Raw genomic sequence first — 22,983 nt, forward strand, 5'->3', positions numbered from 1 at the left:
TCGCCGCCACTTGGAAAAGAAGGGGCTACTCGGCCGCACCCTCGCCTTGACGGGTGCGGCGGACGCTGCGCAGGCCGCGATAGATCGTGGGTTCCGAGATATCGAGCAGGCGCGCGACCTCGCCGACCGCGCCCTTGATGCGGAAGACCCCCTGCGCGTCGAGCACGCTCAGCAGGCGCAAGCGTTCATCGACCGGAATGTCCAGGTCCTCGAACCCCAGCAGACGGCAGGCGTCGCGCACCGCCAACTCGATGGAATCGGCCGCAGGCGCCATGTGGCGCTCGGCGGCGACAGTGTCCAGCTGGCTGCGCACCATATCCAGGCGCCGCTGGCGCTGGTCGTCCGCACCGCCCGGGATGTAGGACTCGATGAGCCCGTGCAGCGCGTCCTCCAGCGTGCGGAATGCGGAGATATCTCGGTTGACGCACAGAAAGCCGATGATGCGCTCCCCTTCGCGGATGGGATAGGAGCCTGAATACAGCGTGCGCCCGTCAAGCGACTTGGTGGGATATCCCGAGCGATAGTCCCCGAGCTGGTCGGGATGCTCGACGAGCTCGGCCAGGTGGTCGGGCAGCGGCGCGCCCTCGCGGCGCCCCGAGACGTACGGGTGGACGAGCTTCACGAGCGAGTGGGCGGGGTCCTCGACATCGTGCAGGGCGATCTCCGTCTGGGCACCGAACATGGCGCCCAAAAACTCACACAGGGGGATATAGCGAGCCAGAAGCTGATTCATGCAGATTCTCATCCTCTATCGATGTCGCATCGGACCGTTCAGTCCACAGCATACCACCGCGGCGCGAACGAACGGGAACAGCCGCCCCGCCCGCCAGCGTTACGCAAAAAGGCGGCGCACCTCTCGATGCGCCGCCTTCGCGTCTCACGCTTTCGTCGCGCTCCGCCTTAGAGGGCGACGACGACCTCGATCTCGACGAGGCCGCCGGCCGGAAGGGCGGCAACCTGGAACGCGCTGCGCGCCGGATAGGGCTCGGTGAACTTGGTGGCATAGACCTCGTTCACGGCGGCGAAGTCGGCGATGTCGGCCAGGTAGACGGTGGTCTTGACGACGTTGTCGAACGTGGCGCCCGCAGCGGTCAGCAGCGCCTCGATGTTGGCGAGGGACTGCTTGGCCTGCTCGACGGCACCCTCGGGCATCTTGCCCGTAGCGGGGTTGATGCCCAGCTGGCCGGACATGAACACGAGGTTGCCGGTCTTGATGCCGGCGGAATACGGGCCGAGGGCGGCGGGAGCGTCGGGGGACGAGATAACGGTCTTCTCCATGTGCCTACTCCTTCACTTGAGGGGAACAAGACGGCTGCGCTGCAACGGCAGCCCGGCACGAACCACGAACCGTGCGAACCGCCGTTGCGAAGGGGCCCAATAAAGCACGAACGGCCCCGCGCGTGCGCTACCTCGATGCTATCCCACACCCCATGCTTCTGCAAGATAATTATTAGGTCTGATAACTTTTTATCCACAAGCGGCAGATTCGACCCCCTGACGGGCCGGTATCGACGCGGCATCGGGAAAAGACCCCCGACCCGACGCGCGGGCAGGGCGCCGAGCGCAGCTGCGTGTGCGCTTTTGGGGAGGCGCGCTCGCGCGGCGGGCGCTCACGGTATACTCTGGACGTTTACCGCAATGACCTGCAGAAAGAAGCATATGACCACCATCGCCGAACACCTTTGCGCCCCACGCCGCCCCGAGCTGCTCGCGCCCGCCGGAGGTCCCGAGCCGTTCGCGGCCGCGCTTGCCGCCGGCGCCGACGCCATCTACTGCGGCATGGGGGCGTTCAACGCCCGCCGCAAGGCCACCAACTTCACCGACGAGACCTTCGAGGCCGCCTGCCGCACGGCGCACCTCGCGGGAACCCGCGTCTACGTGACCGTGAACATCGTCATCAAGGATACCGAGATGGCCGATGCGCTCGAGCTCATCCGCCGATGCGCGCAGCTCGGTGCCGACGCGTTCATCATCCAGGACTGGGGCCTGTTCTTCGAGGTGCACCGGCTCATGCCCGACCTGGAACTCCACGTCTCGACCCAAGCCAACATCCATGACCTGCGCGGCGCCATCTGGTGCCGCGAGGCGGGGGCCGACCGCGTCACGCTTTCCCGCGAGCTCTCCGTCGCTGAGATCAAGCGCATCTCGCAGGTCGGCGTCGACCTCGAGATCTTCGCCCACGGCTCCATCTGCTTCTCCTATTCCGGCATCTGCCTGCTGTCGAGCTTTGCATGCGCGGGCCGCTCCGCCAACCGCGGCATGTGCGCCCAGCCCTGCCGCCTGCCCTACGAGCTGCTCGACGAGTCCGGCCGCGTCATCCCCACCCCCGGACGCGAGCGCGCCCTGTGCCCGCGCGACAACTGCACCTCCGAGATGCTTCCCGAGCTCATCGACGCCGGTGCGGGCGCCCTCAAACTCGAGGGCCGCATGAAGGCCCCCGATTACGTCCACTCCGTCACCCGCGCGTACCGCGAGGCGCTCGACGACGCCATCGCGGAAACGACGCCTTCCGCAGACGACGCCCGCGACCGCGCCCGCCGTCTCAAGCGGTGCTTCAACCGCGACTTCACCTCCGCCTACCAGCACGGCACGTCGGGCGACGAGATGATGAGCTACGAGAGGTCGAACAACCGCGGCCAGGTCGTGGGCGAGGTGATCGGCAGCCGCCACGCGGGAAACACCCGCGACCTTCATCCCGATGACCGGCGCGTGCGCGCCGCGCTCGTGCGCATCCGTCTCGATGAGCCCGTCGGCAAGGGCGATCTTCTCGAGCTGCGCCATGACGACGAGTTCGACCAGTTCCTGACCGTTATCGCGCCCAACGACGCGCGGGCGGGCGACATCATCGAGGCCCGCGCTGCCCGCGCCATGCCCCAAGGGGCGATCGTTCGCCTCATACGCAGCCAGGCCGCCCTGGACGAGGCCGCTGCCGCCCTGCACCGCGATGTCCCGCGCAAGCGCGCGGTCGACGTATCCGTCCGCGCCCGCTTGGGAGAGCCGTTCTCGGTCACGCTCACCTGCAGCGATGACCCGAGCTTCACGGCGACGGCGACGGGATTTACGGTCGAGGCGGCGCGCACGCGCCCGGTTGGCGCCGAGGACCTCATCGAGCACGTGGGGCGCATGGGCTCCTCCCCCTTCGAGGCCGCCCGCTTCGACATCGACCTGGACGAGGGCTGCGGCATGGGGTTCTCCGCCGTCCACAAGGTTCGCGCGCAGGCGTGCGAGGCGCTCGAGCACGCCATGCTCGCCGGATATGCCGCCCGCGCCGGCCGTCTCGCCGGACTTCCCGCCTTCATCTCCGTCGCGATCTCGGCAGACGGCCTTGAAACGGAGCGGGCGCAAGCGAAGACCGCTGGGGTACCCGAGATCTGCGCCGTCGCGACGACGCTTGAGGCGGCTCGCGCCGCATACGAGGCGGGCGCCGCGCGCATCTACATGACCTGCGACGACCTCCACGCCGCCGGGTTGCATCCGGACCAGTCATTCGACCTGCCGCTCGTTCCGGTGGCGGACGAGATCTGCCGCGAGGCCGACCACGCGCGCATCGATCCGTGGATCCGCTCCGGGGCGCCCGTCGCGGTGGGCAACATCTCCGAGCTCGCCCTTTCCGCCGAGCGGGGAGCCGCTCCCGAGATCCGCAGCTGCCTGCCGGTCCACAACGTCGCGTGCATCCGCGCGCTCGAGCAACGCGGGGCCGCGGGCTTCTGGCTCTCCCCCGAGCTGACGCTCGACGAGATCGAGCGCATCGCCCCGCACGCCGCGACGCCGGTCGGGATCATGGTGTCCGGCGCCCCGCGCGTCATGACGAGCGAGCACTGCATCCTCCAGGTTGCCGACGCCTGCATCCACGATTGCGCCCGCTGCCGCCTGCGGACCAGATCCCTTTCGCTGCGCAATATCGACGGCAAGGTGCTGCCTGTGCGCACCGACCTGCACGGGCGCAGCCGTCTGTACGACGGCTATCCGCTCGACCTGACGCCCCAGATGCCGCGCCTTCTCAAAGCCGGCGTCACGCGATTCGCCGTCGATGGCACGCTGCTTGAACCCAGCGAGCTTGCCGAGCTGGTCGCCCGCGCCGTGCGCGCGCTCGAGGCGGCGCGCGCCGGCCGCAAACCGGCCAAACGCCTCATGGGCGCTACGGCGGGCTGCCTGTTCGTGGGAGTTGACTGATGCCCCGTCTCGACGCACTGGACGTCCTCTTTGAATCCCCGACGTTGATCGCCGTGGACAAGCCTGCCGGCATCATCGTCCACGGCGACGGCACCGGCGCGCAGACGCTTACCGATCAGGTTCGTTCTTTGCTCGAGCGCCGTGGCACCGAGGCAGACCGTATTGCAGCCCGCGATCTTCAGTGCCTGCAGCGACTCGACCGTGAAACCACCGGCATCGTGCTGTTCTCGAAATCCAAGGCAACGCAGGGCACCTATGACCGCATGGTCGCGGAGCACGCGTTCGAAAAACGCTACCAGGCCTTGGTAGAAGGTGCGCCTGCTTGGCGCGAGCGCACCTTCACCTGGCCTATCGGCCGCGACCGTCACGACGCGCGCCGCATGCGCGTCAGCCGGACGGGAAAAGCCGCCGTGACGCACGCGACCGTCGCACGCGAGCTCAAGCAGGGAAAACGCGTCCGAACCCTGCTCAACGTCGCGATCGAAACCGGCCGCAAGCACCAGATCCGCGTGCATCTCGCCCATGCCGGCTCCCCCATTGTGGGCGATCAGCTATACGGCCGCTTTGACCCGGCAGGCCTCATGCTCCACGCGTGCCGCCTCATCTTTGACGACCCCATCAGCTGCGAGCATATCGACATTCGATCCCCCGCCCCTTGGGCATGATGCTGCGTCTGTTAGGGATCGGGCGCGGTTCGATCCCCGTTTCGCCTTCCTCCCGAGCAGCTGTGCATTTCTTCGATGGTCAATAGGCGCACTCCCATTGCACATGCAGGCGCGTGAATCGAATCTTGGTCAAAAGCATCATTCCCATTGCAATTCGAGATAGTTGTCTGAACCGCTGCAGGTCGAATAGCAATATATAATAATATTTTATTGCAGATTGATTCAGACGAATCCTTCTAGTTCGATGCTAAGGCGCGTTCGCTGGGCCATTGCTACCGATTCGCATCCCCTTCGGCGTCTAGGTTTGCAATGGGAGCGACCCTTTTGACCACGATTCGAATCCTGTACGCGCATTTGCAATGGGGGCGTACTTTTTGACCACGAACGGAAAGCGGCCGACCTCTGAGCGCACGCAACCTCTCCTTCCCCGTGAACTCGGCTACCATGAATATGGGAGAAATCCCGGGAAACCCCTATCGGCCCCACGGGACATCGAAGCAAAGGGGATTCGAGCCGCACGCACCGCCGAGCGGTCCTGCACCGGATGCGGAGCGGACACGGACACACCGGATACTACCGGCCGCAAGGAGGCAGCACATGCGCCGCTATATCACGACCGCCGACGGCTCGCGCTCGCACGAAGTATCAGAGCTGTCCTGGATTACCGACGAATCCAGCGAGGAGCGCCAAATCGTCTGCTACCCTCAGCACCTGCGCCAGCGCATCATCGGCTTTGGCGGAGCCCTCACGGAAGCTTCCGCACGGGTATTTGCGAGCATGCCCGCCGAGCTACAAGACGAAGCGCTGCTGCGCTGCTTTGGACCCGCCGCTCGGGGCGGCAACGCGTACACCTTCTGCCGAACCCATCTCCAGAGCTGTGATTTCGCATGCGGGATCTATGCATACGTCTCTCGCCTCCGCCGCGGCCGCCCCATGCTGGATACGTTCAGCATCGAGCGCGACCAAAGTCTTCTTATCCCTTTCATCAGGTGCTGCATGGCCCTTCAGCCCGACCTGACGCTCGTCGCGGCACCCTGGAGCCCTCCGGCGTTCATGAAGACGAATCGCTCCATGTGCCGCGGCGGCAAGCTCAAGCCAGAGTCATACAGCGACTGGGCGCAGGTGCTCGCCCGCGCCGTCTCCGCATGGCGAGCCGAGGGCATGCCGCTCGCCTACCTTTCGGTCCAAAACGAGCCCATGGCAACGCAGACCTGGGACTCGTGCATCTATACGGCCGCCGAGGAGGCCCGCTTCGCCGCGCAGCACCTTCTGCCCGCCCTGGATGCCAACGGCGTCGGCGATGTCAAGCTCCTCGCCTGGGACCACAACAAGGAGCGCCTGGTGGCACGCGCGGCCGATATAGCCTGCACGTTGAAGGAGCTGAACAAGGCCGTCGACGACGTCTTCTCCGGCTTCGCCTTCCACTGGTACACGGGTGACCACTTCGAGGCGATCCGGGTGCTTCGGGACCTCTACCCGGAGATGGAGCTCATTCACACGGAAGGGTGCGCGGCGTTTTCCGCAGGCGACAGCGCAGCGCAGGCAGCCGATGCCGAGCACTATGCCCACGATATGATCGGCGACCTCGATGCGGGCGCAAACGGCTACATCGACTGGAACATCCTGCTCGACGAGCAGGGAGGGCCCAACCACGTGGGCAACTACTGCGACGCCCCGCTCATGTACGACCGCTCCGCCCGCCGTCTCGTCGTCAACCGATCCTTCGACTATATCGGCCACATGACGCGCTATATCAGGCCGGGGGCCCAAGTATTCCCCACCTCAAGCTACACCGCGGCGCTCGAGACGCTCGGCGCGCGCAATCCGGACGGAACCCATGCACTCGTTGTTCTCAACCGAGGCGAAAGCCGGCACCGCGCAACGCTGCGAACCGGTTCCAACACCGCGCATATCTCGGCTCCCGCCCACAGCATACAGACGATCGTCTGGTAGCGGAAAAGCAGGGCCGCACGAGCGGCCGCATGGGCAAACTGTCCCGGCCCTAACGCGCCGAAACAAAAAGCGCTCCCGACGTGAATCGGGAGCGCTTGTTCGCACAATGCTCGGAATGGCTTAGAACTCAGCGCCGCACTTCTTGCAGATGCGCAGCTTGTTCTTGCCGTCCTTCTTGTGGCCGACGCGAGTGGCCTGGCCGCACTTGGGGCAGATGAGCATCACGTTGGAGGCGTCGATGGCGGCCTCCTGGGACACGATGCCGCCCTGCTGGTTCTGAGCGGTGGGCTTCATGGCCTTCTTGACGATGGCCACGCCCTCGACGACAACCTTGCCCTCAGCGGGAAGCGCGCGCAGGACAGTACCCGTCTTGCCGCGATCCTTGCCGGAGAGCACCTTGACGTTATCGCCCTTCTTGATGGACATAGACATAACGGTCTCTCCCTAACTACAGGGTCTCGGGTGCAAGCGAGACGATCTTCATGTACTTCTTGTCACGAAGCTCACGAGCGACGGGCCCGAAGATACGGGTGCCGACGGGCGAGCCGTCCTTGTTGATGACGACGGCAGCGTTGTCATCAAAGCGGATGTAGGAACCGTCCTTGCGACGGACCTCCTTCACGGTGCGGACGACGACGCAACGCACGACGTCCTTCTTCTTGACGTTAGCGCCCGGGGTGGCCTCCTGGACGGCGGCGATGATCACGTCACCGATGCCGGCATAACGACGCTTGGAGCCACCGAGCACCTTGATGCAGCGAACCTTGCGCGCACCGGAGTTGTCAGCAACCGTGAGCATGGTTTGCATTTGAATCATGGTAGTTCCTCCGAATGAGAGAACGATGAGAGGTGCGCCGGCCTATGTGGCGGGTTGCGCCGGCGCGGCGCACGTCATCGCAGAAGCGTACGGTTGGTGATTACTTAGCGCGCTCGATGATCTCGACGAGACGCCAACGCTTCATCTTGGACAGAGGACGGGTCTCCATGACGCGGACGGTGTCGCCCACGCCAGCGGTGCACTCCTCGTCGTGAGCGTGAAGCTTCTTGGTGCTGGTCATCATCTTGCCGTACTTGGGGTGGCGCTTGCGCTCCGTGGTCTGGACAACGATGGTCTTGTTGCCCGAGATGGAGACGACGACACCCGTGCGGACCTTGCGCGAATTACGCTCAGTCGTTTCAGTCATGCTCTAACTCCTGAATCTACTCGGCCGCAGCGGTCTTCTCCGCTGCAATCTGACGGGCGCGCTGCTCCGTGAGGACACGAGCGATGTCCTTCTTCACGGTCTTGACGCGAGCGGTGTTGTCCAGCTGGCTGGTGGCCATCTGGAAACGAAGGTTGAAGAGCTCGGCGCGCATCTCCTTCAGCTTGTCGGCAAGCTGAGCGTCCGTGAGCTCACGAATCTCTGCGGGCTTCATTAGTTATCCTCCTCGGCAGCGGCGTCGGCGTTGCGGATGAGGACCTTGGTCTTGATCGGCAGCTTATGCTGGGCAAGACGCAGAGCCTCGCGCGCAATCTCCTCAGAGACGCCGGAAATCTCAAACATGACGCGGCCGGGCTTGACGACGGCCACCCACTCCTCCGGGTTGCCCTTACCGGAACCCATGCGGGTCTCAGCGGGCTTCTTGGTGATGGGCTTGTCGGGGAAGATCGTGATGAACACGCGACCGCCACGCTTCATGTAACGAGTCATGGCGACACGAGCGGCCTCGATCTGACGGTTGGTGATCCAGTGAGCCTCGAGAGCCTGGAGACCGTAGTCACCGAAATGGAGCTCGGTATGGCCCTTGGCATGACCCTTCATGGAGCCACGCTGCACCTTGCGGTGAAGAATACGCTTAGGGGCAAGCACTACTGACCCCTCCTCTCGGAATTACGACGGCGAGGACGCGAAGGACCCTCGAGAGCCGGGTTGGGAACCGGCTGACCCGGAAGTTTCTCGCCCAGGTAGATCCAAACCTTGACACCGCAAGCGCCCATGGTGGTGTGGGCGACGGCCGTGCCGTAGTCGATCTTGGCGCGCAGGGTGTGCAGAGGCACGCGACCCTCGCGGTACCACTCGCGGCGGCCCATCTCGGCGCCGCCCAGACGGCCGGAGCACTGGATACGGATACCCTTGGCGCCGGACTTGCGAGCGGTCTGAACAGCCTTGCGCATGGCGCGACGGAAGGCAACGCGGCCCTCGAGCTGCTCGGCGATGGACTGGGCGACGAGGTTGGCGTCAAGCTCGGGACGCTTGATCTCGATGACATCGACGGACAGGTGGCCGCGGTCGACGCCGACGACCTTCTCGAGGTCGGTGCGCAGGGTGTCGATCTCGGCACCCTTCTTGCCGATCACGATGCCGGGACGGGCGGTGAAGATGATGATCTTCACCTTGTCGCCGGCGCGCTCGATCTCCACGCGGGAGACGGCGGCACGAGACAGGCGCTTCTTGAGGTACTTGCGGATCTCAAGATCGTTGCCGAGGGTCTCGGCGTAGTTCTTGTCGGCGAACCAACGGGAACGCCAGTTCTCGGTGATACCGAGACGGAAGCCGGTGGGATAGACTTTCTGACCCATGGCTCTACGCCTCCTTTCCGGGAGCAACGATAACGGTGATGTGGCTCGTGCGCTTGAGGATGCGGGAAGCGGAACCCTTAGCGCGAGGACGGATGCGCTTCAGCGACGGGCCCTCGTCCACGTAGGCGTACTTCACGACGAGGTCGGAAGCGCGCATACCGTTGTTGTTCTCGGCGTTGGCCACGGCGGACTTGAGAACCTTCTCAACGTCCACAGCCACGGCGCGGTTGCAGAAATGCAGGATATCGAAAGCCTGAGCCACGGACTTGTTGCGGATCAGGTCGACCACCAGGCGAGCCTTGCCGGGGGACACGCGAACGTACTTGGCCGTCGCGCGGACCTCGCGGGTCGCGGTGTCGGTTGACTTAGTTGCCATTTACGAAGAACCCCCCTATTTGGCCTTGTGGCCGCGGAACGTACGGGTCGGCGCGAACTCGCCGAGCTTGTGACCAACCATGGACTCGGTGACATACACGGGCACATGCTTGCGGCCGTCGTGGACGGCGATGGTGTGACCGACCATCTCGGGGAAGATGGTGGACGCGCGGGACCAGGTCTTCACGACGTCCTTCTTGCCGGCCTCGTTCATCGCGACGATACGCGAGAGAAGGCGAGCTTCTACGAACGGGCCCTTTTTGAGACTTCTGCTCATAAGTGCTAACTCCTAAAACTCGGTATCGACTACTTGCGACGACGACGGATGATGAGGGCGTTGGAGACCTTCTTCTTGTTGCGGGTGCGATAGCCCTTGGTCGGCTTGCCCCACGGAGTAACAGAAGGACGACCGGAGGTGTGGTTCTTGCCCTCGCCGCCGCCGTGCGGGTGGTCGACCGGGTTCATGACCGTACCGCGGACGGTAGGACGGACGTTCAGCTTGCGCTTGCGACCGGCCTTGCCGATGACGATGTTGGAGTGCTCGGCGTTGCCGACCTCACCGACGGTGGCGCGGCAGGTGAGCAGGATGCGGCGCATCTCGGAAGACGGCATACGCACGATGGCGTACTTGCCCTCCTTGCCCATGAGCTGGCAAGCGGTGCCGGCGGAACGAGCGATCGCGGCGCCCTTGCCGGGCATGAACTCGATCGCGTGGATCAGCGTACCGACGGGGATGTCGGCAAGCGGAAGAGCGTTGCCGGGCTTGATGTCGGCATCGGAGCCGGACACGACGCGGTCGCCGACCTTGAGGCCCTTGGGCGCGAGGATGTAGCGCTTCTCGCCGTCCACATAGTGGAGCAGGGCGATGCGCGCGGAACGGTTGGGATCGTACTCGATCGTGGCAACCTTGGCGGGCACGCCGTCCTTGTTGCGCTTGAAGTCGATGATACGATAGCGACGCTTCACGCCGCCGCCCTGATGGCGGACGGTGATGCGACCCTGGTTATTACGACCGGCCTTCTTGGGCAGGGGCGCGAGAAGGGACTTCTCGGGCTTGTTGGTCGTGATCTCGGAGAAGTCCGAGATCGTCTGCCAACGCCTACCGGCGCTGGTCGGTTTAAGGTGCTTTACAGCCATTACCTATCCCTTTCATTTCAATCCGCTCGCCACCGCAAGCAGGGACGCGGGTGCGGTGACACCGGATTTACCACGGTACCGGGCGGCTCCATCTTTTGAGCCCGGTACATCCAAAACTCCCTCGCTGCTCGCGAGGCTGGAATGCATGCGGGGCTCGATCTTTAGGCCTGGTTGCCGAAGATCTCGATGGACTGGCCCTCGGCCACGGTGACGATGGCCTTCTTCCAGGAGCGAGTCTGGCCGGCGACGTAGCGCACGCGCTTGGTCTTCGGCTTGACGCGCAGGGTGTTAACGCGGGTGACCTTCACATTGAAGATCTCCTCGATCGCGTCCTTGATCTGATACTTGTTAGCATCCTTGTGGACCTCGAACGTGTAGCGATTCTGCTCCATCTCAGCGTAGGAGCGCTCGGACACGATGGGGCGGATGATGATCTCGTGAGCGGTCATTTATGCGAGCACCTCCCCGAAGTGGGTCGCGACGTCAGCGGGCATCAGCAGGGCGCCGTTGTTGAGGAGGTCATAGGTGTTGGCCTCGGACGGCGTGATGATGAACGTCTTGGGGATGTTACGGAACGACAGGTAGGCGTTGATGTCGTCCTCACGCACGATGATCGTGAGGCGCTTGCCCTCGATACCGAGGTTCTTGAGCAGGGCGACGGCAGCCTTGGTGGACGGCTTCTCGAAGCCGTAGTCGTCGACGAGGAAGAGCTCGTTGTCGCGCAGCTTGGCGGACAGCGCGGAGCGCATGGCGAGCTTGACCTCCTTGTTGTTCATACGCTTGGCGTAGGAACGGGGCTTCGGCCCGAAGATGACACCGCCGTGACGCCACTGGCCGGCACGGGTCGAACCCTGGCGGGCGTGACCGGTACCCTTCTGACGCCAAGGCTTCTTGCCGCCACCGGAGACCTCGGAACGGCCCTTGGTGGACTGGGTGCCCTGACGCCAGCATGCCCTCTGGCACGTGACGATGTGGTGCATAACGTGGACGTTCGGCTCGATGTCGAAGACCGCAGGCGCGAGCTCGACCTCGGCGGCCGCCTTGCCCTCGCTGTTCTTTACTTCAAACTTAGACATGTTCTGTTCTCCTTGGTATGACTCTAGGACCTACTGGACCTGAGGCCCTTAGGCCATACGGATGGCGACCAGAGCGTTCTTGCCACCAGGGACGGCACCCTTGATGAGCATGAGGTTCTGCTCGGCATCGATGCGGACAACGGTGAGGTTCTTCACGGTCACGCGCTCATCGCCCATGTGACCGGCCATCTTGACGCCCTTGAGGACGCGGGCGGGATAGGCGCACTGGCCGATGGAGCCCGGATGACGCTTGAAGTGGGAACCATGAGTCATAGGACCACGGCGCTGACCCCAGCGCTTGATGCGGCCCTGGAAGCCCTTACCCTTGGAGGTACCGATGACATCGACCTTGGCGACGTCGGCAAAGTCAGCGACAGTGACGGTCTCGCCGACCTTGTGATCCTCGCCGTTCTCGACGCGGACCTCACGGAGGTAACGGACGGGCTCGACGCCGGCCTTGGCGAAGTGACCAGCCATGGGCTTGTTCACGTTCTTGGCCTTGATGTCGCCGAAACCGATCTGGACGGCATCGTAGCCGTCGGTGGCCTTGGTTTTAACCTGCGAGACCGCGCAGGGGCCAGCCTGGATGACCGTGACGGGGACGACGTTGTCGTTCTCGTCCCACACCTGGGTCATACCGATCTTGCGGCCGAGAATCATGCTGATCATTCAATGATCCTAACTCTCGGTGGTCTTGGGACACTGCGTCCGCCCCTTGCGGACGCCCCTAGAGGACCACTATCGGACGTGCGTGCCACGTAGCTTTGCATTCGACTTGCGTCGGCGCGCTCGGCAACCCATTCGCGAGCGTGCTCTCCGCAGGTGGAATCCTCCCCTAACGAGGCACAGCTTGATTAGTATACACGGCCACGGGCGTGTCCATATTTTCTTCGCATTGAATTCGCAGCGTAGGGCACATGCGCGGGCACATTCGATCGTCCTGGGGAGAATGGCGGAGTGGATGATACCGAATTCAGGCGGATGCATCTGCCGGTGCAGTCGAAGCCGGCCCGTCCACGCTACAGCTGGGGGTTCACGATGGCCTGGTTGATGAAGGCCCGGCGCTCGCGATAGTACGTGTAGACGAGGATGCAGCAGTTCCCCAAGGGAACGTCTTGCGGGCAGCGGGCGAGATGCTCCCATGCCTTCTTGAACTGCAGCGTCGCAGAACCATGGCTCGTGGCCAGAACGGCGGCATCGTCGTCGGCGTGCTCCATGATGTCCGTCAGCGTGGCGACCATGCGCTCCCGCAGCGCCGCGCTCCCCTCTCCCCCATATGGGACGAGGGCCTCGCCGGGATCCCACAGCTCGCAGGGAACATCGGCGGCAGGACCGCCCTCAAAAGGACCGTAGCTGCGCTCCATCAGACCGTCGACGGGCTCGATCTCCGGAAGGTCCGTAACGCCTGCGTCCGCAAGATCAGCGCGGACGAGCCCGAGGGTCGCCTTCGCCCGCCCCAAGGGCGACGTGCAGAGCCGGTCGAAGCGCACGTGCTGCCCGATGAGCCAGCGGGCAGCGGCGTGCGCTTGTGCGATGCCCAGCTCGGTAAGAGGCGCGTCGCACCGTCCCTGGACGAGGTGTTTGAGATTGAACTCCGTCTGCCCGTGACGGAGCAGATACAGCTGGGACATCCCGCTCCTTTCAGCTCCTGTTCCGCACGCCATGATACCGCAGCGGGCCCGATGCATGCGAGGCGAGCCGGACCGGACCCGCGCAAAACGATAAAGGCCCCCGGCGCGATGCCGAGGGCCATACAGCAAGCTATCGAGTTTGGCTTAGAGCTTGATCTCGATGTCGACGCCGGCGGGCAGGTCGAGACGCATCAGCGAGTCGACGGTGCCGCTGGTGGGATCGAGGATGTCGATGAGGCGCTTGTGGGTGCGCATCTCGAACTGCTCGCGGGAGTCCTTGTCCTTGTGCGGCGAGCGGATGACCGTGTAGAGGTTGCGCTCGGTGGGCAGGGGGATGGGACCGGACACGCGGGCGCCCGTCTTCTGGGCGGTGTCGACGATGAGCTTCGCGGACTGGTCGACGACCTCGTGGTCGTAGCCCTTGAGGCGAATCCTGATCTTCTGGCTAGACAACGTTACCTCCAAATGGCGTGCGAGGGCTTCCTCGCAATCAAACTAGTGTACGTGCGAGGGGCCTTAGGCGTTGCCGCCGGCCTTGGCCACGACCTCGTCCGTGATGGACTTCGGCGCGGGCTCGTAGGAATCGAACTGCATGGTGTAGGACGCGCGGCCCTGGGTCTGGGAGCGGAGGTCGGTCGCGTAACCGAACATCTCGCCCAGAGGCACCTTGGCGCGAATGACCTTGGCACCGGAACGATCGTCCATGCCCTCGATCTTGCCGCGACGGCCGGACAGGTTGCCCATGACGTCGCCCATGTACTGCTCGGGGGTCTCGACCTCGACGGCCATGACCGGCTCGAGCAGGATCGGGTCGGACTTCTTGAGGGCGTCCTTGATCGCCATGGAGCCGGCGATCTTGAAGGCGGCCTCGGAGGAGTCGACCTCGTGGTAGGAACCGTCGAACAGGGTCACCTTGACGTCGACCACCGGGTAGCCGGCGATGACACCGGTCTCGAGGGCCTCCTGGATACCCTTGTCGATGGAGGGGATGTAGTCCTTGGGCACGACGCCGCCGACGATGGCGTTGACGAACTCGTAGCCGAAGCCCTCTTCCATCTTCTCGAGCTTGATGACGGCGTGGCCGTACTGACCGCGACCACCGGACTGACGGACGAACTTGCCCTCAGCGCGGTCGACGTCGTGGCCGGGAGCCTCGCGGTAGGCGACCTGGGGCTTACCGACGTTGGCCTCGACCTTGAACTCGCGCAGCAGACGGTCGACGATGATCTCGAGGTGCAGCTCGCCCATGCCGGCGATGATGGTCTGGCCGGTCTCGTGGTCGGTGCGGACGGTGAAGGTCGGGTCCTCCTCGGCGAGCTTGGCGAGCGCGAGGCTCATCTTGTCCTGCTCGGCCTTGGTCTTGGGCTCGACGGCAACGTCGATAACGGGATCGGGGAACTCCATGGACTCGAGGACGATCTCGTGACCCTCCTCGCACAGGGTGTCGCCGGTGGTGGTGTTCTTGAGGCCCACGGCGGCGAGGATGTCGCCGGCGAAGGCGCCGTCGACGTCGACGCGGTCGTTCGCGTTCATCTCGAGGATGCGGCCGAAGCGCTCGCGCTGGCCGTTGGTGGCGTTGACCACGTAGGAGCCGGCGTCGATGTGACCGGAGTACACGCGGAAGAAGGTGAGCTTACCGACGTAGGGGTCGGTCATGATCTTGAACGCCAGGGCAGAGAACGGAGCGTCGAAGCTCGTCTCGCGGGTGTCGGCCTCGCCGGTGTCGGGGTCGGTACCCTCGACGGCCGGGATGTCGAGCGGGCTCGGCAGGTAGTCGACGACGGCGTCGAGCAGCTCCTGGACGCCCTTGTTCTTGTAGGCGGAGCCCACGAGGACCGGGTTGAGGTCGTTGGCGAGAACGCCCTTGCGGATGGCGGCCTTGAGCATCTCGACGGGGATCTCCTCGTCCTCGAGGACCATCATCATGAGCTCGTCGTCGTACTCGGCGGCGGCGTCGAGCAGCTCGGCGCGCTTCTCAGCGGCGATCTCGGCGAACTCGGCCGGGATCTCATCCATGGGCTCAGGGTAGGTCATGCCCTTGTCGTCGGCCTTGAAGTCCCAGGCGACCATGGTCACCAGGTCGATGATGCCCCAGAAGTTGTCCTCGGAGCCCATCGGGACCTGGATGGCGACCGCCTTGGCGTGCAGGCGCTCCTTCATGGTGTCGATCGCGTGCCAGAAGTCGGCGCCGATGCGGTCGAACTTGTTGATGAAGGCGATGCGCGGGACGTTGTAGGTGCGGGCCTGGCGCCACACGGTCTCGGACTGGGGCTGAACGCCGGCAACGGCGTCGAAGACGGCGACGGCGCCGTCGAGGACGCGCAGGGAGCGCTCGACCTCGGACGTGAAGTCCACGTGGCCCGGGGTGTCGATGATCTGAATACGGTAGGCGGGGCCGTTGTTCACGTCGCCGCCCTTGTGCCAGAAGCACGTGGTGGCAGCGGAGGTGATGGTTACGCCGCGCTCCTGCTCCTGGACCATCCAGTCCATGGTGGCAGCGCCGTCATGGACCTCACCGATCTTGTGGGTCTTGCCGGTGTAGTACAGGATGCGCTCGGTCGTCGTGGTCTTACCGGCATCGATGTGGGCCATGATGCCGATGTTACGGGTGTCGGACAGTTTGTACTTAGGCTTAGCCATGTGTATCTATCCTTCCTCGGTTTACCAACGGTAGTGAGAGAATGCGCGGTTGGCCTCGGCCATCTTGAAGACATCCTCGCGACGCTTCACGGAAGCGCCGACGCCGTTGGAGGCGTCGAGAATCTCGTTGGCCAGACGCTCGGCCATGGTCTTCTCCTTACGGGCGCGGGCGAAGTTGACGATCCAGCGGATGGCGAGCTGGGTGGCACGACGGGAGTTGACCTCCATGGGCACCTGGTAGGTGGCGCCACCGACGCGCTTGGGCTTGACCTCGAGGGTCGGGCGGACGTTGTCCATGGCCTTCTTGAAGACGGCCAGGGCGTCCTGCTCGGACTTGGCGGCGACCATGTCGAAGGCGCTGTAGACGATGCGCTCAGCGGTGGCCTTCTTGCCGTCCAGCAGGATCTTGTTGATGAGCTGGGTCACCAGGCGGTTGTTGTACACGGAATCCGGCTGGATCTCGCGATGAAGATTCTTAGTCTTGCGACGAGGCATAGGTATTTCTCCTCTGGTATTGAAGCGACGCGATGCCTGTTCGGCGAATGTTCGTGACGTCGCGGAAACGGTTCGTTACAGATCTGCTTACTTCTGCTTAGGACGCTTGGCGCCGTAGCGGGAGCGAGCCTTCATGCGGTTGTTCACCGGAGCGCAGTCGTAGGCGCCACGGATGATCTTGTAGCGAACACCAGGGAGGTCGCGCACGCGGCCGCCGCGGACGAGCACGATGGAGTGCTCCTGCAGGTTGTGGCCCTCACCGGGGATGTAAGCGGTGACCTCGATGCCGTTGACCAGGCGAACACGGGCAACCTTGCGCAGAGCCGAGTTCGGCTTCTTGGGGGACGTGGTGAACACGCGGGTGCACACGCCGCGCTTCTGCGAGTTGTGCTGCAGAGCGGCGTTCTTGGACTTGGCCGGCTTGGACTGGCGGCCCTGACGAACCAGCTGGTTAATAGTAGGCAAAGCGTACTCCTTCTCGAAATGATTCCAGCTTTCTATAATGTGCAACGGCTTGAATCGAGGCGTCAGCATCCACCTTCGAAACACGCAGTTCGCAATTGTACGCCCGCTTGCAGCGCTGTCAACACACCACGCCGCCGGGCGTATCCTATTTTGGCCCCCTTTCCGCCAAATCTCCACATCGAGTTCTCTATAATGGTCGGCGCATGTATCTTCCAGTCATAAGGAGAAGCCCCATGAGGATCGCCATCCCCGTCGAGACCGATCAGGGACTCGACGCACCCCGCTCCGGCCACTTCGGCCATGCCGCCTACTTCACCATCGCGACGGTCGAGGACGGCACCGTCACGAGCGTCGAATCCGTCAAGAACGTCGAGCACGACGAGTGCGGCTGCGGCGGCGTGATCCAGCACGCGCTCGACCAGAACATCGACGCCATCATCGCCACCGGCATGGGCATGCCGCCCTACAGCCGCTTCACCGCGGGCGGCGTGGCCGTCTACGCCGAGCGCGAGACGCCGATCGCGGGCGACGTGCTCAAGAAGTTCCTCGCGGGCGACGTGGAACCCATGGACCCGAACGCGGCCTGCAGGCACTGAGGAAGCGCTCGTCGAAGCGGCACCGTTTTTGGCAACCTCCGCCATACCACCGTGGATGCGGTTGCGTGGCGGGGGTTTTCATGAGTAAGCGCGGTGCCGTAGGAACGCGGACGGCCAAGGGGTGTCCCCAGTTTGCAAACATGCAAATTCAAGGTACGTCCCCGATTTGCAAAAGTGCAAATCGGGGACGTACCTTGAATTTGCATTCACTCGAATAGGGGCGGGCACCGAGTGCTCGCCCCTTTTGAGTGAATGCTTGGTGGTTAGTCGAGGTTGACGGTGGTTCCAGCGGTACCGGGGATGATGAAGGTTCCATCGGGGCCCGGGATCGGGGAAACGCTCGGGGCCTCCTGCTCTTTTTGAATCAGGATATTGATCGGATCATTGGGGTCGAACGGCTTGAACGCATCGGGGTCGATGCCGGTGCCGCCGCCCGCGACGTCTGCGAGCTCGTCGTCATTCAGCTGGGTGTCCATCATCTTATCGTCTGCCATGTTTGAAGCTCCCTTCAGGCGGAATTACCTTCGCAGAGCCCGTGTCCCGCGAAACCAGCATATCCACTCGAAGGGTCGGCGCCGACGACAAAGGAACGAATCGGCGGTATCCGGTATGAATGACATCCGGCAGGCAGATGGGACACCCCCTCCCCCATGGAGACGGCTTCGCGCATGCCCCTACCTACGCAAAAGGCCCGCTCTCCCCTGTGGGGAAAGCGGGCCGAACGGGTTCAGGCGGAAACCTTAGTCCTCCTGCTCCTCAGGATGATGGTCGTCGTTGTCGACAAGCTGGTTCAGCAGCTCGTCGAGCGAGGCCATGTCCTCGTTGATGATGCCGGAGGAACCGTCCTTCTTGGAGCTGTCCTCAGCGGGAGCGCCGATCATCTCCTCATCGGAGTCGAAGTGATGGCGCGGGGCGCTCGTGCCGAGCAGGATGTCGTCGGGGCCGTCCGGGCTGAACACCATCTGCAGCAGCTGGGACAGATCCTCCTCGTCCGCCACGTCGTCGGTGTTGTCGAGGATGTACAGGAGGTTGTGGGCCTCCAGGCCGTCGCGCAGCTCCTCGATCGCCTTGGCGCCGATGCCGTCGATGCGCAGCAGGTCCTCCTCGGACTTGCCGACCAGGTCGCCAACCGTCTCGATGCCGACCTCGCTGAACTTGTTGGTCCAGCGCTGCGACACGCCCAGGTCGTCGAACAGGTAGAGACGCGCGTCCTCGGCGGAGATGGTGCGGCCGTTGCGGGTGAACGAGCCGTCGCCGGTGCCGTACTCGTCGTAGCCGGTCCAGTCGAGCTGCTGCGGCAGCTGCTCATCGAGCTCCTTGAGCTCGGAGGGAGCCCAGTCGGGCAGGCTCTTGGACGCAGGCGACGTCGGGCCGTCAATGTTGACGTAGCCGTCGGCGGTGCGGTAGGTCAGCGTCGCGTTGGCGTACGGCTTGAGGCCGGTGCCGGCGGGGATCTTCTTGCCCACGATGACGTTGGACTTGAGGTCGAGCAGGTGGTCGACCTTGCCCTCGATGGCGGCCTCGGTCAGAACGCCCGCGGTGCGGATGAACGACGCGGAGGACAGCCAGGAGTCGATGGAGGACGCGACCTTGAGCGTACCCAGGATGACGGGCTCGGCCGCCGGCGGGGTGCCGCCGCGACGCGCCACGCGATCGACCTCGTCGGCGAACTCGTAGCGGTCGACGTACTGACCCAGCAGGTAGCGGGAGTCGCCGGGGTTGGTGATCTGGACGCGGCGCAGCATCTGGCGCGCGATGACCTCGATGTGCTTGTCGTTCAGGTCGACGCCCTGGCTCGTGTAGACGTCCTTCACGCTCTCGACGAACGTGTGCATGGTGGACTCGATGTCGGTGAGCTTGCGCAGGTTGCGGAAGTTCACGAAGCCCTTGGTGATCTGGTCGCCGGCGCGGATCTCGGCGCCGTCCTCGATACCGGGCATGAAGCGCACCGACGCGGGCACGCGGCGCTCGTCGAGGATGCGGGTCGGATCGTCGGCGTCGAGAATCTGGATGATGTACTCGGCCTTCTCGGGCTTGATCGAGAGCACGCCGGAGTACGGGGCCAGATCGGCCTCGCGGCCCAGGATCTTCTCGTTGACGTTGCCGACGACGTCGAACATGCGGCCGACGGTCGGCAGACCCTGCGTAATGTCCTCGACGCCCGCGACGCCGCCGGAGTGAATGGTACGCATCGTCAGCTGCGTACCGGGCTCGCCGATGGACTGGGCGGCGATGATGCCGACCGCGGTGCCGATGGCGACCGGACGACGCGTGGAGAGGTCCCAGCCGTAGCACTTCTGGCACACGCCGTACTTGGAGCGGCAGGTCAAAAGCGCGCGGAGCTTAACCTTCTTCATGCCGTGGTCGATCATCTTCTGGAGGTCGGCCACGCTCTCGATGTACTCGTCGGTGTGGAACAGCGTCTCGCCGTCCGGCGCCACGACGTCCTCGATGAAGCAGCGGCCCACGAGGTCGGCGTTGATGTCGTCGGTGCCCGGGATGATCAGGTTGTAGGTGACGCCTTCGGTCGTGCCGCAGTCCTCCTCGCGGACGATGACGTCCTGCGCCACGTCGACGAGACGACGGGTGAGGTAACCGGAGTCGGACGTGTGCGACGCGGTGTCGACCAGGCCCTTACGGGCGCCGTAGGTGGAGATGAAGTACTCGAGCGGCAGCAGGCCCTCGCGGAAGTTCGCCTTAATGGGAAGGTCGATGGTCTCGCCGGACATGTCGGCCATGAGGCCGCGCATGCCGCCGAGCTGACGCAGCTGGGCCTTCGAGCCACGGGCGCCGGAGTCGGCCATCATGTAGATGGGGTTCTCCTCATCGAACATGTCGAGCATCTTGGCCGCGACGGTGTCGGTGGCAGCCGTCCACTCGTTGACGACCTCGATGTGGCGCTCCTGCTCGTTGATGAAGCCTTCCTCGAAGTACTCGTTGATCTGGTCGACGCGCTTCTGGGCGACGTCGAGGATCTGGGGCTTGTCCTCGGGGATGAGGGCGTCCCACAGCGAGATGGTCAGGCCGGCGCGGGTCGCGAAGTGGAAACCGGCGTACTTGATGGCGTCCAGGATCGGACCGACCTCGGCCTGCGGATAGCGGTCGCAGCAGTCGGCCACGAGCTTGGACACGTCGCCCTTGGCCATCTTGTAGTTGATGAACTCGTAGTCGGCCGGCAGGCACTGCTGGTTGAAGATGATGCGGCCGATGGAGGTCTCGAAGCGCGCGGTCTTGGAGCCGGTCACGTCGTAGTCCACGGCGTCGCCGCGGCCGTTCATGACGCGGAAGAGCTTGCGGCCGTCCTCGGTGAAGACGTTGGCCTGCTCGGAGCTCACGCGCACCATGATCTTGGCCTGCAGGTCGACCTCGGTGCGGGCGTCATAGGCGTTGAGCGCGTCGTCGAAGCTCGCGAACACGTGGCCCTCGCCGGACAGGCCGTCGCGGACCTGGGTGAGGTAGTACACACCGATGATCATGTCCTGGGACGGGACGTTGACGGGCTTGCCGGACGCCGGGGAGCGCAGGTTGTTGGCGGACAGCATCAGCACGCGGGCCTCGGCCTGGGCCTGCTGGGACAGCGGCACGTGCACCGACATCTGGTCGCCGTCGAAGTCCGCGTTGAACGGGGAGCAGACGAGCGGATGCAGGTGGATGGCCTTACCCTCGACGAGCACGGGCTCGAAGGCCTGGATGGACAGGCGGTGCAGCGTCGGGGCGCGGTTGAGCAGCACCAGACGGCCGTCGATGACCTCTTCGAGGATGTCCCACACGAAGCTGGCGGAACGGTCGATCGCGCGCTTGGCGCCCTTGATGTTCTCGACCTTGCCGAGCTCCACGAGGCGCTTCATGACGAACGGCTTGAACAGCTCGAGCGCCATAGTCTTGGGCAGACCGCACTGGTGCAGCTTCAGCTTGGGGTCGGTGACGATGACGGAACGGCCGGAATAGTCGACGCGCTTGCCGAGCAGGTTCTGGCGGAAGCGGCCCTGCTTGCCCTTGAGGGCCTCGGCGAGCGACTTCAGCGGACGGCCGCCGCGACCGGACACCGGGCGCCCACGGCGACCGTTGTCGAACAGGGCGTCCACGGCCTCCTGCAGCATGCGCTTCTCGTTGTTCACGATGATCGCGGGCGCGTCGAGGTCGAGCAGGCGCTTCAGGCGGTTGTTGCGGTTGATGACGCGACGGTACAGGTCGTTCAGGTCGGACGCGGCGAAGCGGCCGCCGTCGAGCTGGACCATCGGGCGCAGATCGGGCGGGATGACCGGGATGACGTCCAAGATCATGTTCGCCGGGTCGTTGCCGCCCTTGAGGAAGGCGTCGACGACCTCGAGGCGCTTGACGGCCTTCTCGCGCTTCTGCTTCTGGCCGTCCTCGTCGGCGATGATGGCCTTGAGGCGCTCGGCCTCCTTCGGCAGATCGATGGCGGACAGCAGGTCGCGGATGGCCTCGGCGCCCATGCCGCCCTCGAAGTACATGGAGTAGTAGCGCTTCATCTCGCGGAACAGCGGCTCATCGGAGATCAGGTCGCGCTCGGTCAACTGCATGAACGCCTGGAAGGCGTCGGAGCGCAGCTGCTTCTCGTCTTTGGTCTCCTCCTCGATGTCGACGATGCCGGCGGCGATCTCCTCGGGCGTCAGCGGCTCCTCGTCGGAGAACTCGTCGAAGTTCTCGGGGTCGCCCTGGGCCTTCAGGCTCTCGATCTGGCGGGCGCACTCGGCGTCGATCTCCTCGAGGTCGGCGGCGAGCTCCTCGCGCAGGTCCTCGGCATCGGCCTCGCGGGCCTCATAGTCGACGTGCGTGATGATATAGCTGGCGAAGTAGAGCACCTTCTCCAGGTCCTTGGACTTGATGTCCAGAAGACGGCTCATGGGGAAGCTCGTGGGGCTCTTGAAGTACCAGATGTGGGAGACGGGAGCGGCGAGCTCGATGTGGCCCATGCGCTCGCGGCGAACCTTGGCGCTCGTCACCTCGACGCCGCAGCGCTCGCAGACGATGCCCTTGAAGCGGATGCCCTTGTACTTGCCGCAGGAGCACTCCCAGTCCTTGGCGGGACCGAAGATCTTCTCGCAGAACAGGCCGTCCTTCTCGGGCTTGAGGGTACGGTAGTTGATGGTCTCGGGCTTCTTGACCTCGCCGTGCGACCACGAGCGGATCTGGTCGGCGGAAGCGAGCGAGATCTTTACCGCATCAAAATCAGTGGATTCGAAATCTGCCACA

The 22,983-nt window shown here is 64.3% G+C and carries 25 protein-coding genes; 4 read left to right on the forward strand and 21 right to left on the reverse strand.

The window, feature by feature from the left end; all coding sequences use genetic code 11:
• Window positions 1-25 precede the first annotated feature (25 nt).
• Both BN3789_RS02015 and BN3789_RS02020 read right to left on the reverse strand, forming a co-directional pair.
• Entirely contained in the window at window positions 26-733 is a 708-nt protein-coding gene (locus tag BN3789_RS02015) for a helix-turn-helix transcriptional regulator (RefSeq protein WP_066829304.1), read from the reverse strand.
• A 167-nt stretch (window positions 734-900) separates the two neighbouring features.
• Complete coding sequence (locus tag BN3789_RS02020) at window positions 901-1,278, reverse strand: RidA family protein (protein ID WP_066829307.1); 378 nt, start codon at window positions 1,276-1,278, stop codon at window positions 901-903.
• Between the two features lie 381 nt (window positions 1,279-1,659).
• Here BN3789_RS02020 and BN3789_RS02025 point away from each other — a divergent pair, with 381 nt between their 5' ends.
• The 3 genes from BN3789_RS02025 to BN3789_RS02035 all read left to right on the forward strand — a co-directional run bounded on the left by BN3789_RS02025 (window position 1,660) and on the right by BN3789_RS02035 (window position 6,791).
• On the forward strand, window positions 1,660-4,173 hold the full coding sequence (locus tag BN3789_RS02025; RefSeq protein ID WP_066829310.1) for a U32 family peptidase: 2,514 nt from the start codon (window positions 1,660-1,662) through the stop codon (window positions 4,171-4,173).
• Entirely contained in the window at window positions 4,173-4,838 is a 666-nt protein-coding gene (locus BN3789_RS02030) for an RluA family pseudouridine synthase (RefSeq protein ID WP_066829313.1), read from the forward strand. Before BN3789_RS02025 ends, BN3789_RS02030 begins: the two co-directional genes overlap by 1 nt.
• A gap of 597 nt (window positions 4,839-5,435) precedes the next feature.
• Window positions 5,436-6,791 carry a glycoside hydrolase family 30 protein gene (locus BN3789_RS02035; protein ID WP_066829316.1) on the forward strand — a complete coding sequence of 452 codons (1,356 nt, stop codon included), beginning with the start codon at window positions 5,436-5,438 and terminating at the stop codon, window positions 6,789-6,791.
• Window positions 6,792-6,911: 120 nt separating this feature from the next.
• Here the strand turns inward: BN3789_RS02035 and rplX are convergent, their stop codons facing one another.
• From rplX to rpsL, 17 genes are all read right to left on the reverse strand, one after another.
• Window positions 6,912-7,223, reverse strand: a complete 312-nt coding sequence (rplX, locus tag BN3789_RS02040; RefSeq protein ID WP_066829319.1) for a 50S ribosomal protein L24 — start codon at window positions 7,221-7,223, stop codon at window positions 6,912-6,914.
• 16 nt (window positions 7,224-7,239) lie between these two features.
• A complete protein-coding gene (gene rplN, locus BN3789_RS02045; protein WP_066829323.1) occupies window positions 7,240-7,608 on the reverse strand; it encodes a 50S ribosomal protein L14 in 369 nt (122 codons plus the stop codon).
• A gap of 100 nt (window positions 7,609-7,708) precedes the next feature.
• On the reverse strand, window positions 7,709-7,975 hold the full coding sequence (gene rpsQ, locus BN3789_RS02050) for a 30S ribosomal protein S17 (RefSeq protein WP_066829324.1): 267 nt from the start codon (window positions 7,973-7,975) through the stop codon (window positions 7,709-7,711).
• Window positions 7,976-7,991: 16 nt separating this feature from the next.
• The gene (rpmC, locus tag BN3789_RS02055; RefSeq protein ID WP_066829327.1) at window positions 7,992-8,207 is read right to left on the reverse strand and encodes a 50S ribosomal protein L29; all 216 of its coding nucleotides are present in this window, start codon (window positions 8,205-8,207) and stop codon (window positions 7,992-7,994) included.
• Window positions 8,207-8,641 (reverse strand): 50S ribosomal protein L16, encoded by a 435-nt coding sequence (rplP, locus tag BN3789_RS02060; RefSeq protein ID WP_066829330.1) that lies wholly within the window; start codon window positions 8,639-8,641, stop codon window positions 8,207-8,209. The genes rpmC and rplP overlap by 1 nt, the downstream gene beginning before the upstream one ends.
• Window positions 8,641-9,351 carry a 30S ribosomal protein S3 gene (rpsC, locus tag BN3789_RS02065; protein ID WP_066829334.1) on the reverse strand — a complete coding sequence of 237 codons (711 nt, stop codon included), beginning with the start codon at window positions 9,349-9,351 and terminating at the stop codon, window positions 8,641-8,643. The genes rplP and rpsC overlap by 1 nt, the downstream gene beginning before the upstream one ends.
• A gap of 4 nt (window positions 9,352-9,355) precedes the next feature.
• Window positions 9,356-9,727, reverse strand: coding sequence for a 50S ribosomal protein L22 (rplV, locus tag BN3789_RS02070; RefSeq protein WP_066829338.1), 372 nt, complete (start codon window positions 9,725-9,727; stop codon window positions 9,356-9,358).
• A 15-nt stretch (window positions 9,728-9,742) separates the two neighbouring features.
• Window positions 9,743-10,003, reverse strand: a complete 261-nt coding sequence (gene rpsS / locus BN3789_RS02075) for a 30S ribosomal protein S19 (RefSeq protein ID WP_022349932.1) — start codon at window positions 10,001-10,003, stop codon at window positions 9,743-9,745.
• 29 nt (window positions 10,004-10,032) lie between these two features.
• Window positions 10,033-10,863, reverse strand: coding sequence for a 50S ribosomal protein L2 (gene rplB / locus BN3789_RS02080; RefSeq protein WP_066829341.1), 831 nt, complete (start codon window positions 10,861-10,863; stop codon window positions 10,033-10,035).
• Window positions 10,864-11,024: 161 nt separating this feature from the next.
• A complete protein-coding gene (gene rplW, locus BN3789_RS02085; RefSeq protein ID WP_066829344.1) occupies window positions 11,025-11,312 on the reverse strand; it encodes a 50S ribosomal protein L23 in 288 nt (95 codons plus the stop codon).
• Window positions 11,313-11,939 carry a 50S ribosomal protein L4 gene (gene rplD / locus BN3789_RS02090; protein ID WP_066829347.1) on the reverse strand — a complete coding sequence of 209 codons (627 nt, stop codon included), beginning with the start codon at window positions 11,937-11,939 and terminating at the stop codon, window positions 11,313-11,315.
• Window positions 11,940-11,987: 48 nt separating this feature from the next.
• On the reverse strand, window positions 11,988-12,608 hold the full coding sequence (rplC, locus tag BN3789_RS02095; RefSeq protein ID WP_066829350.1) for a 50S ribosomal protein L3: 621 nt from the start codon (window positions 12,606-12,608) through the stop codon (window positions 11,988-11,990).
• Window positions 12,609-12,958: 350 nt separating this feature from the next.
• A complete protein-coding gene (locus BN3789_RS02100; protein WP_066829353.1) occupies window positions 12,959-13,570 on the reverse strand; it encodes a histidine phosphatase family protein in 612 nt (203 codons plus the stop codon).
• A 144-nt stretch (window positions 13,571-13,714) separates the two neighbouring features.
• The gene (gene rpsJ, locus BN3789_RS02105; RefSeq protein ID WP_066829356.1) at window positions 13,715-14,023 is read right to left on the reverse strand and encodes a 30S ribosomal protein S10; all 309 of its coding nucleotides are present in this window, start codon (window positions 14,021-14,023) and stop codon (window positions 13,715-13,717) included.
• A 63-nt stretch (window positions 14,024-14,086) separates the two neighbouring features.
• Window positions 14,087-16,210 (reverse strand): elongation factor G, encoded by a 2,124-nt coding sequence (fusA, locus tag BN3789_RS02110; protein WP_066829359.1) that lies wholly within the window; start codon window positions 16,208-16,210, stop codon window positions 14,087-14,089.
• A 21-nt stretch (window positions 16,211-16,231) separates the two neighbouring features.
• A complete protein-coding gene (gene rpsG / locus BN3789_RS02115; RefSeq protein WP_066829368.1) occupies window positions 16,232-16,705 on the reverse strand; it encodes a 30S ribosomal protein S7 in 474 nt (157 codons plus the stop codon).
• Window positions 16,706-16,792: 87 nt separating this feature from the next.
• Window positions 16,793-17,170: a 30S ribosomal protein S12 gene (rpsL, locus tag BN3789_RS02120; RefSeq protein ID WP_066829371.1), complete on the reverse strand. Its 378-nt coding sequence runs from the start codon at window positions 17,168-17,170 to the stop codon at window positions 16,793-16,795.
• A 233-nt stretch (window positions 17,171-17,403) separates the two neighbouring features.
• On the opposite strand from rpsL, the gene BN3789_RS02125 reads away from it, so the two are divergent.
• Window positions 17,404-17,766 carry a NifB/NifX family molybdenum-iron cluster-binding protein gene (locus BN3789_RS02125; RefSeq protein ID WP_066829374.1) on the forward strand — a complete coding sequence of 121 codons (363 nt, stop codon included), beginning with the start codon at window positions 17,404-17,406 and terminating at the stop codon, window positions 17,764-17,766.
• A gap of 263 nt (window positions 17,767-18,029) precedes the next feature.
• Here BN3789_RS02125 and BN3789_RS02130 read toward each other — a convergent pair whose 3' ends face one another.
• The gene (locus BN3789_RS02130) at window positions 18,030-18,260 is read right to left on the reverse strand and encodes a hypothetical protein (protein WP_066829378.1); all 231 of its coding nucleotides are present in this window, start codon (window positions 18,258-18,260) and stop codon (window positions 18,030-18,032) included.
• A gap of 246 nt (window positions 18,261-18,506) precedes the next feature.
• The gene (locus BN3789_RS02135) at window positions 18,507-22,982 is read right to left on the reverse strand and encodes a DNA-directed RNA polymerase subunit beta' (protein WP_187119101.1); all 4,476 of its coding nucleotides are present in this window, start codon (window positions 22,980-22,982) and stop codon (window positions 18,507-18,509) included.
• Window position 22,983 lies beyond the last annotated feature (1 nt).

Source organism: Collinsella ihumii, from assembly GCF_900046475.1.
GTDB lineage: Bacteria > Actinomycetota > Coriobacteriia > Coriobacteriales > Coriobacteriaceae > Collinsella > Collinsella ihumii.

Coding starts and splice junctions, on each gene's coding strand:
- rpsQ (WP_066829324.1), bottom strand. CDS start 7,975: ATGACTGAAACGACTGAGCGTAATTCGCGCAAGGTCCGCACGGGTGTC.
- rpsC (WP_066829334.1), bottom strand. CDS start 9,351: ATGGGTCAGAAAGTCTATCCCACCGGCTTCCGTCTCGGTATCACCGAG.
- rplW (WP_066829344.1), bottom strand. CDS start 11,312: ATGACCGCTCACGAGATCATCATCCGCCCCATCGTGTCCGAGCGCTCC.
- BN3789_RS02025 (WP_066829310.1), top strand. CDS start 1,660: ATGACCACCATCGCCGAACACCTTTGCGCCCCACGCCGCCCCGAGCTG.
- rplD (WP_066829347.1), bottom strand. CDS start 11,939: ATGTCTAAGTTTGAAGTAAAGAACAGCGAGGGCAAGGCGGCCGCCGAG.
- BN3789_RS02035 (WP_066829316.1), top strand. CDS start 5,436: ATGCGCCGCTATATCACGACCGCCGACGGCTCGCGCTCGCACGAAGTA.
- rpsG (WP_066829368.1), bottom strand. CDS start 16,705: ATGCCTCGTCGCAAGACTAAGAATCTTCATCGCGAGATCCAGCCGGAT.
- rplC (WP_066829350.1), bottom strand. CDS start 12,608: ATGATCAGCATGATTCTCGGCCGCAAGATCGGTATGACCCAGGTGTGG.
- BN3789_RS02130 (WP_066829378.1), bottom strand. CDS start 18,260: ATGGCAGACGATAAGATGATGGACACCCAGCTGAATGACGACGAGCTC.
- BN3789_RS02020 (WP_066829307.1), bottom strand. CDS start 1,278: ATGGAGAAGACCGTTATCTCGTCCCCCGACGCTCCCGCCGCCCTCGGC.
- BN3789_RS02030 (WP_066829313.1), top strand. CDS start 4,173: ATGCCCCGTCTCGACGCACTGGACGTCCTCTTTGAATCCCCGACGTTG.
- rplX (WP_066829319.1), bottom strand. CDS start 7,223: ATGTCTATGTCCATCAAGAAGGGCGATAACGTCAAGGTGCTCTCCGGC.
- rpmC (WP_066829327.1), bottom strand. CDS start 8,207: ATGAAGCCCGCAGAGATTCGTGAGCTCACGGACGCTCAGCTTGCCGAC.
- rplV (WP_066829338.1), bottom strand. CDS start 9,727: ATGGCAACTAAGTCAACCGACACCGCGACCCGCGAGGTCCGCGCGACG.
- rplB (WP_066829341.1), bottom strand. CDS start 10,863: ATGGCTGTAAAGCACCTTAAACCGACCAGCGCCGGTAGGCGTTGGCAG.
- rplN (WP_066829323.1), bottom strand. CDS start 7,608: ATGATTCAAATGCAAACCATGCTCACGGTTGCTGACAACTCCGGTGCG.
- rpsS (WP_022349932.1), bottom strand. CDS start 10,003: ATGAGCAGAAGTCTCAAAAAGGGCCCGTTCGTAGAAGCTCGCCTTCTC.
- fusA (WP_066829359.1), bottom strand. CDS start 16,210: ATGGCTAAGCCTAAGTACAAACTGTCCGACACCCGTAACATCGGCATC.
- BN3789_RS02015 (WP_066829304.1), bottom strand. CDS start 733: ATGAATCAGCTTCTGGCTCGCTATATCCCCCTGTGTGAGTTTTTGGGC.
- BN3789_RS02100 (WP_066829353.1), bottom strand. CDS start 13,570: ATGTCCCAGCTGTATCTGCTCCGTCACGGGCAGACGGAGTTCAATCTC.
- BN3789_RS02125 (WP_066829374.1), top strand. CDS start 17,404: ATGAGGATCGCCATCCCCGTCGAGACCGATCAGGGACTCGACGCACCC.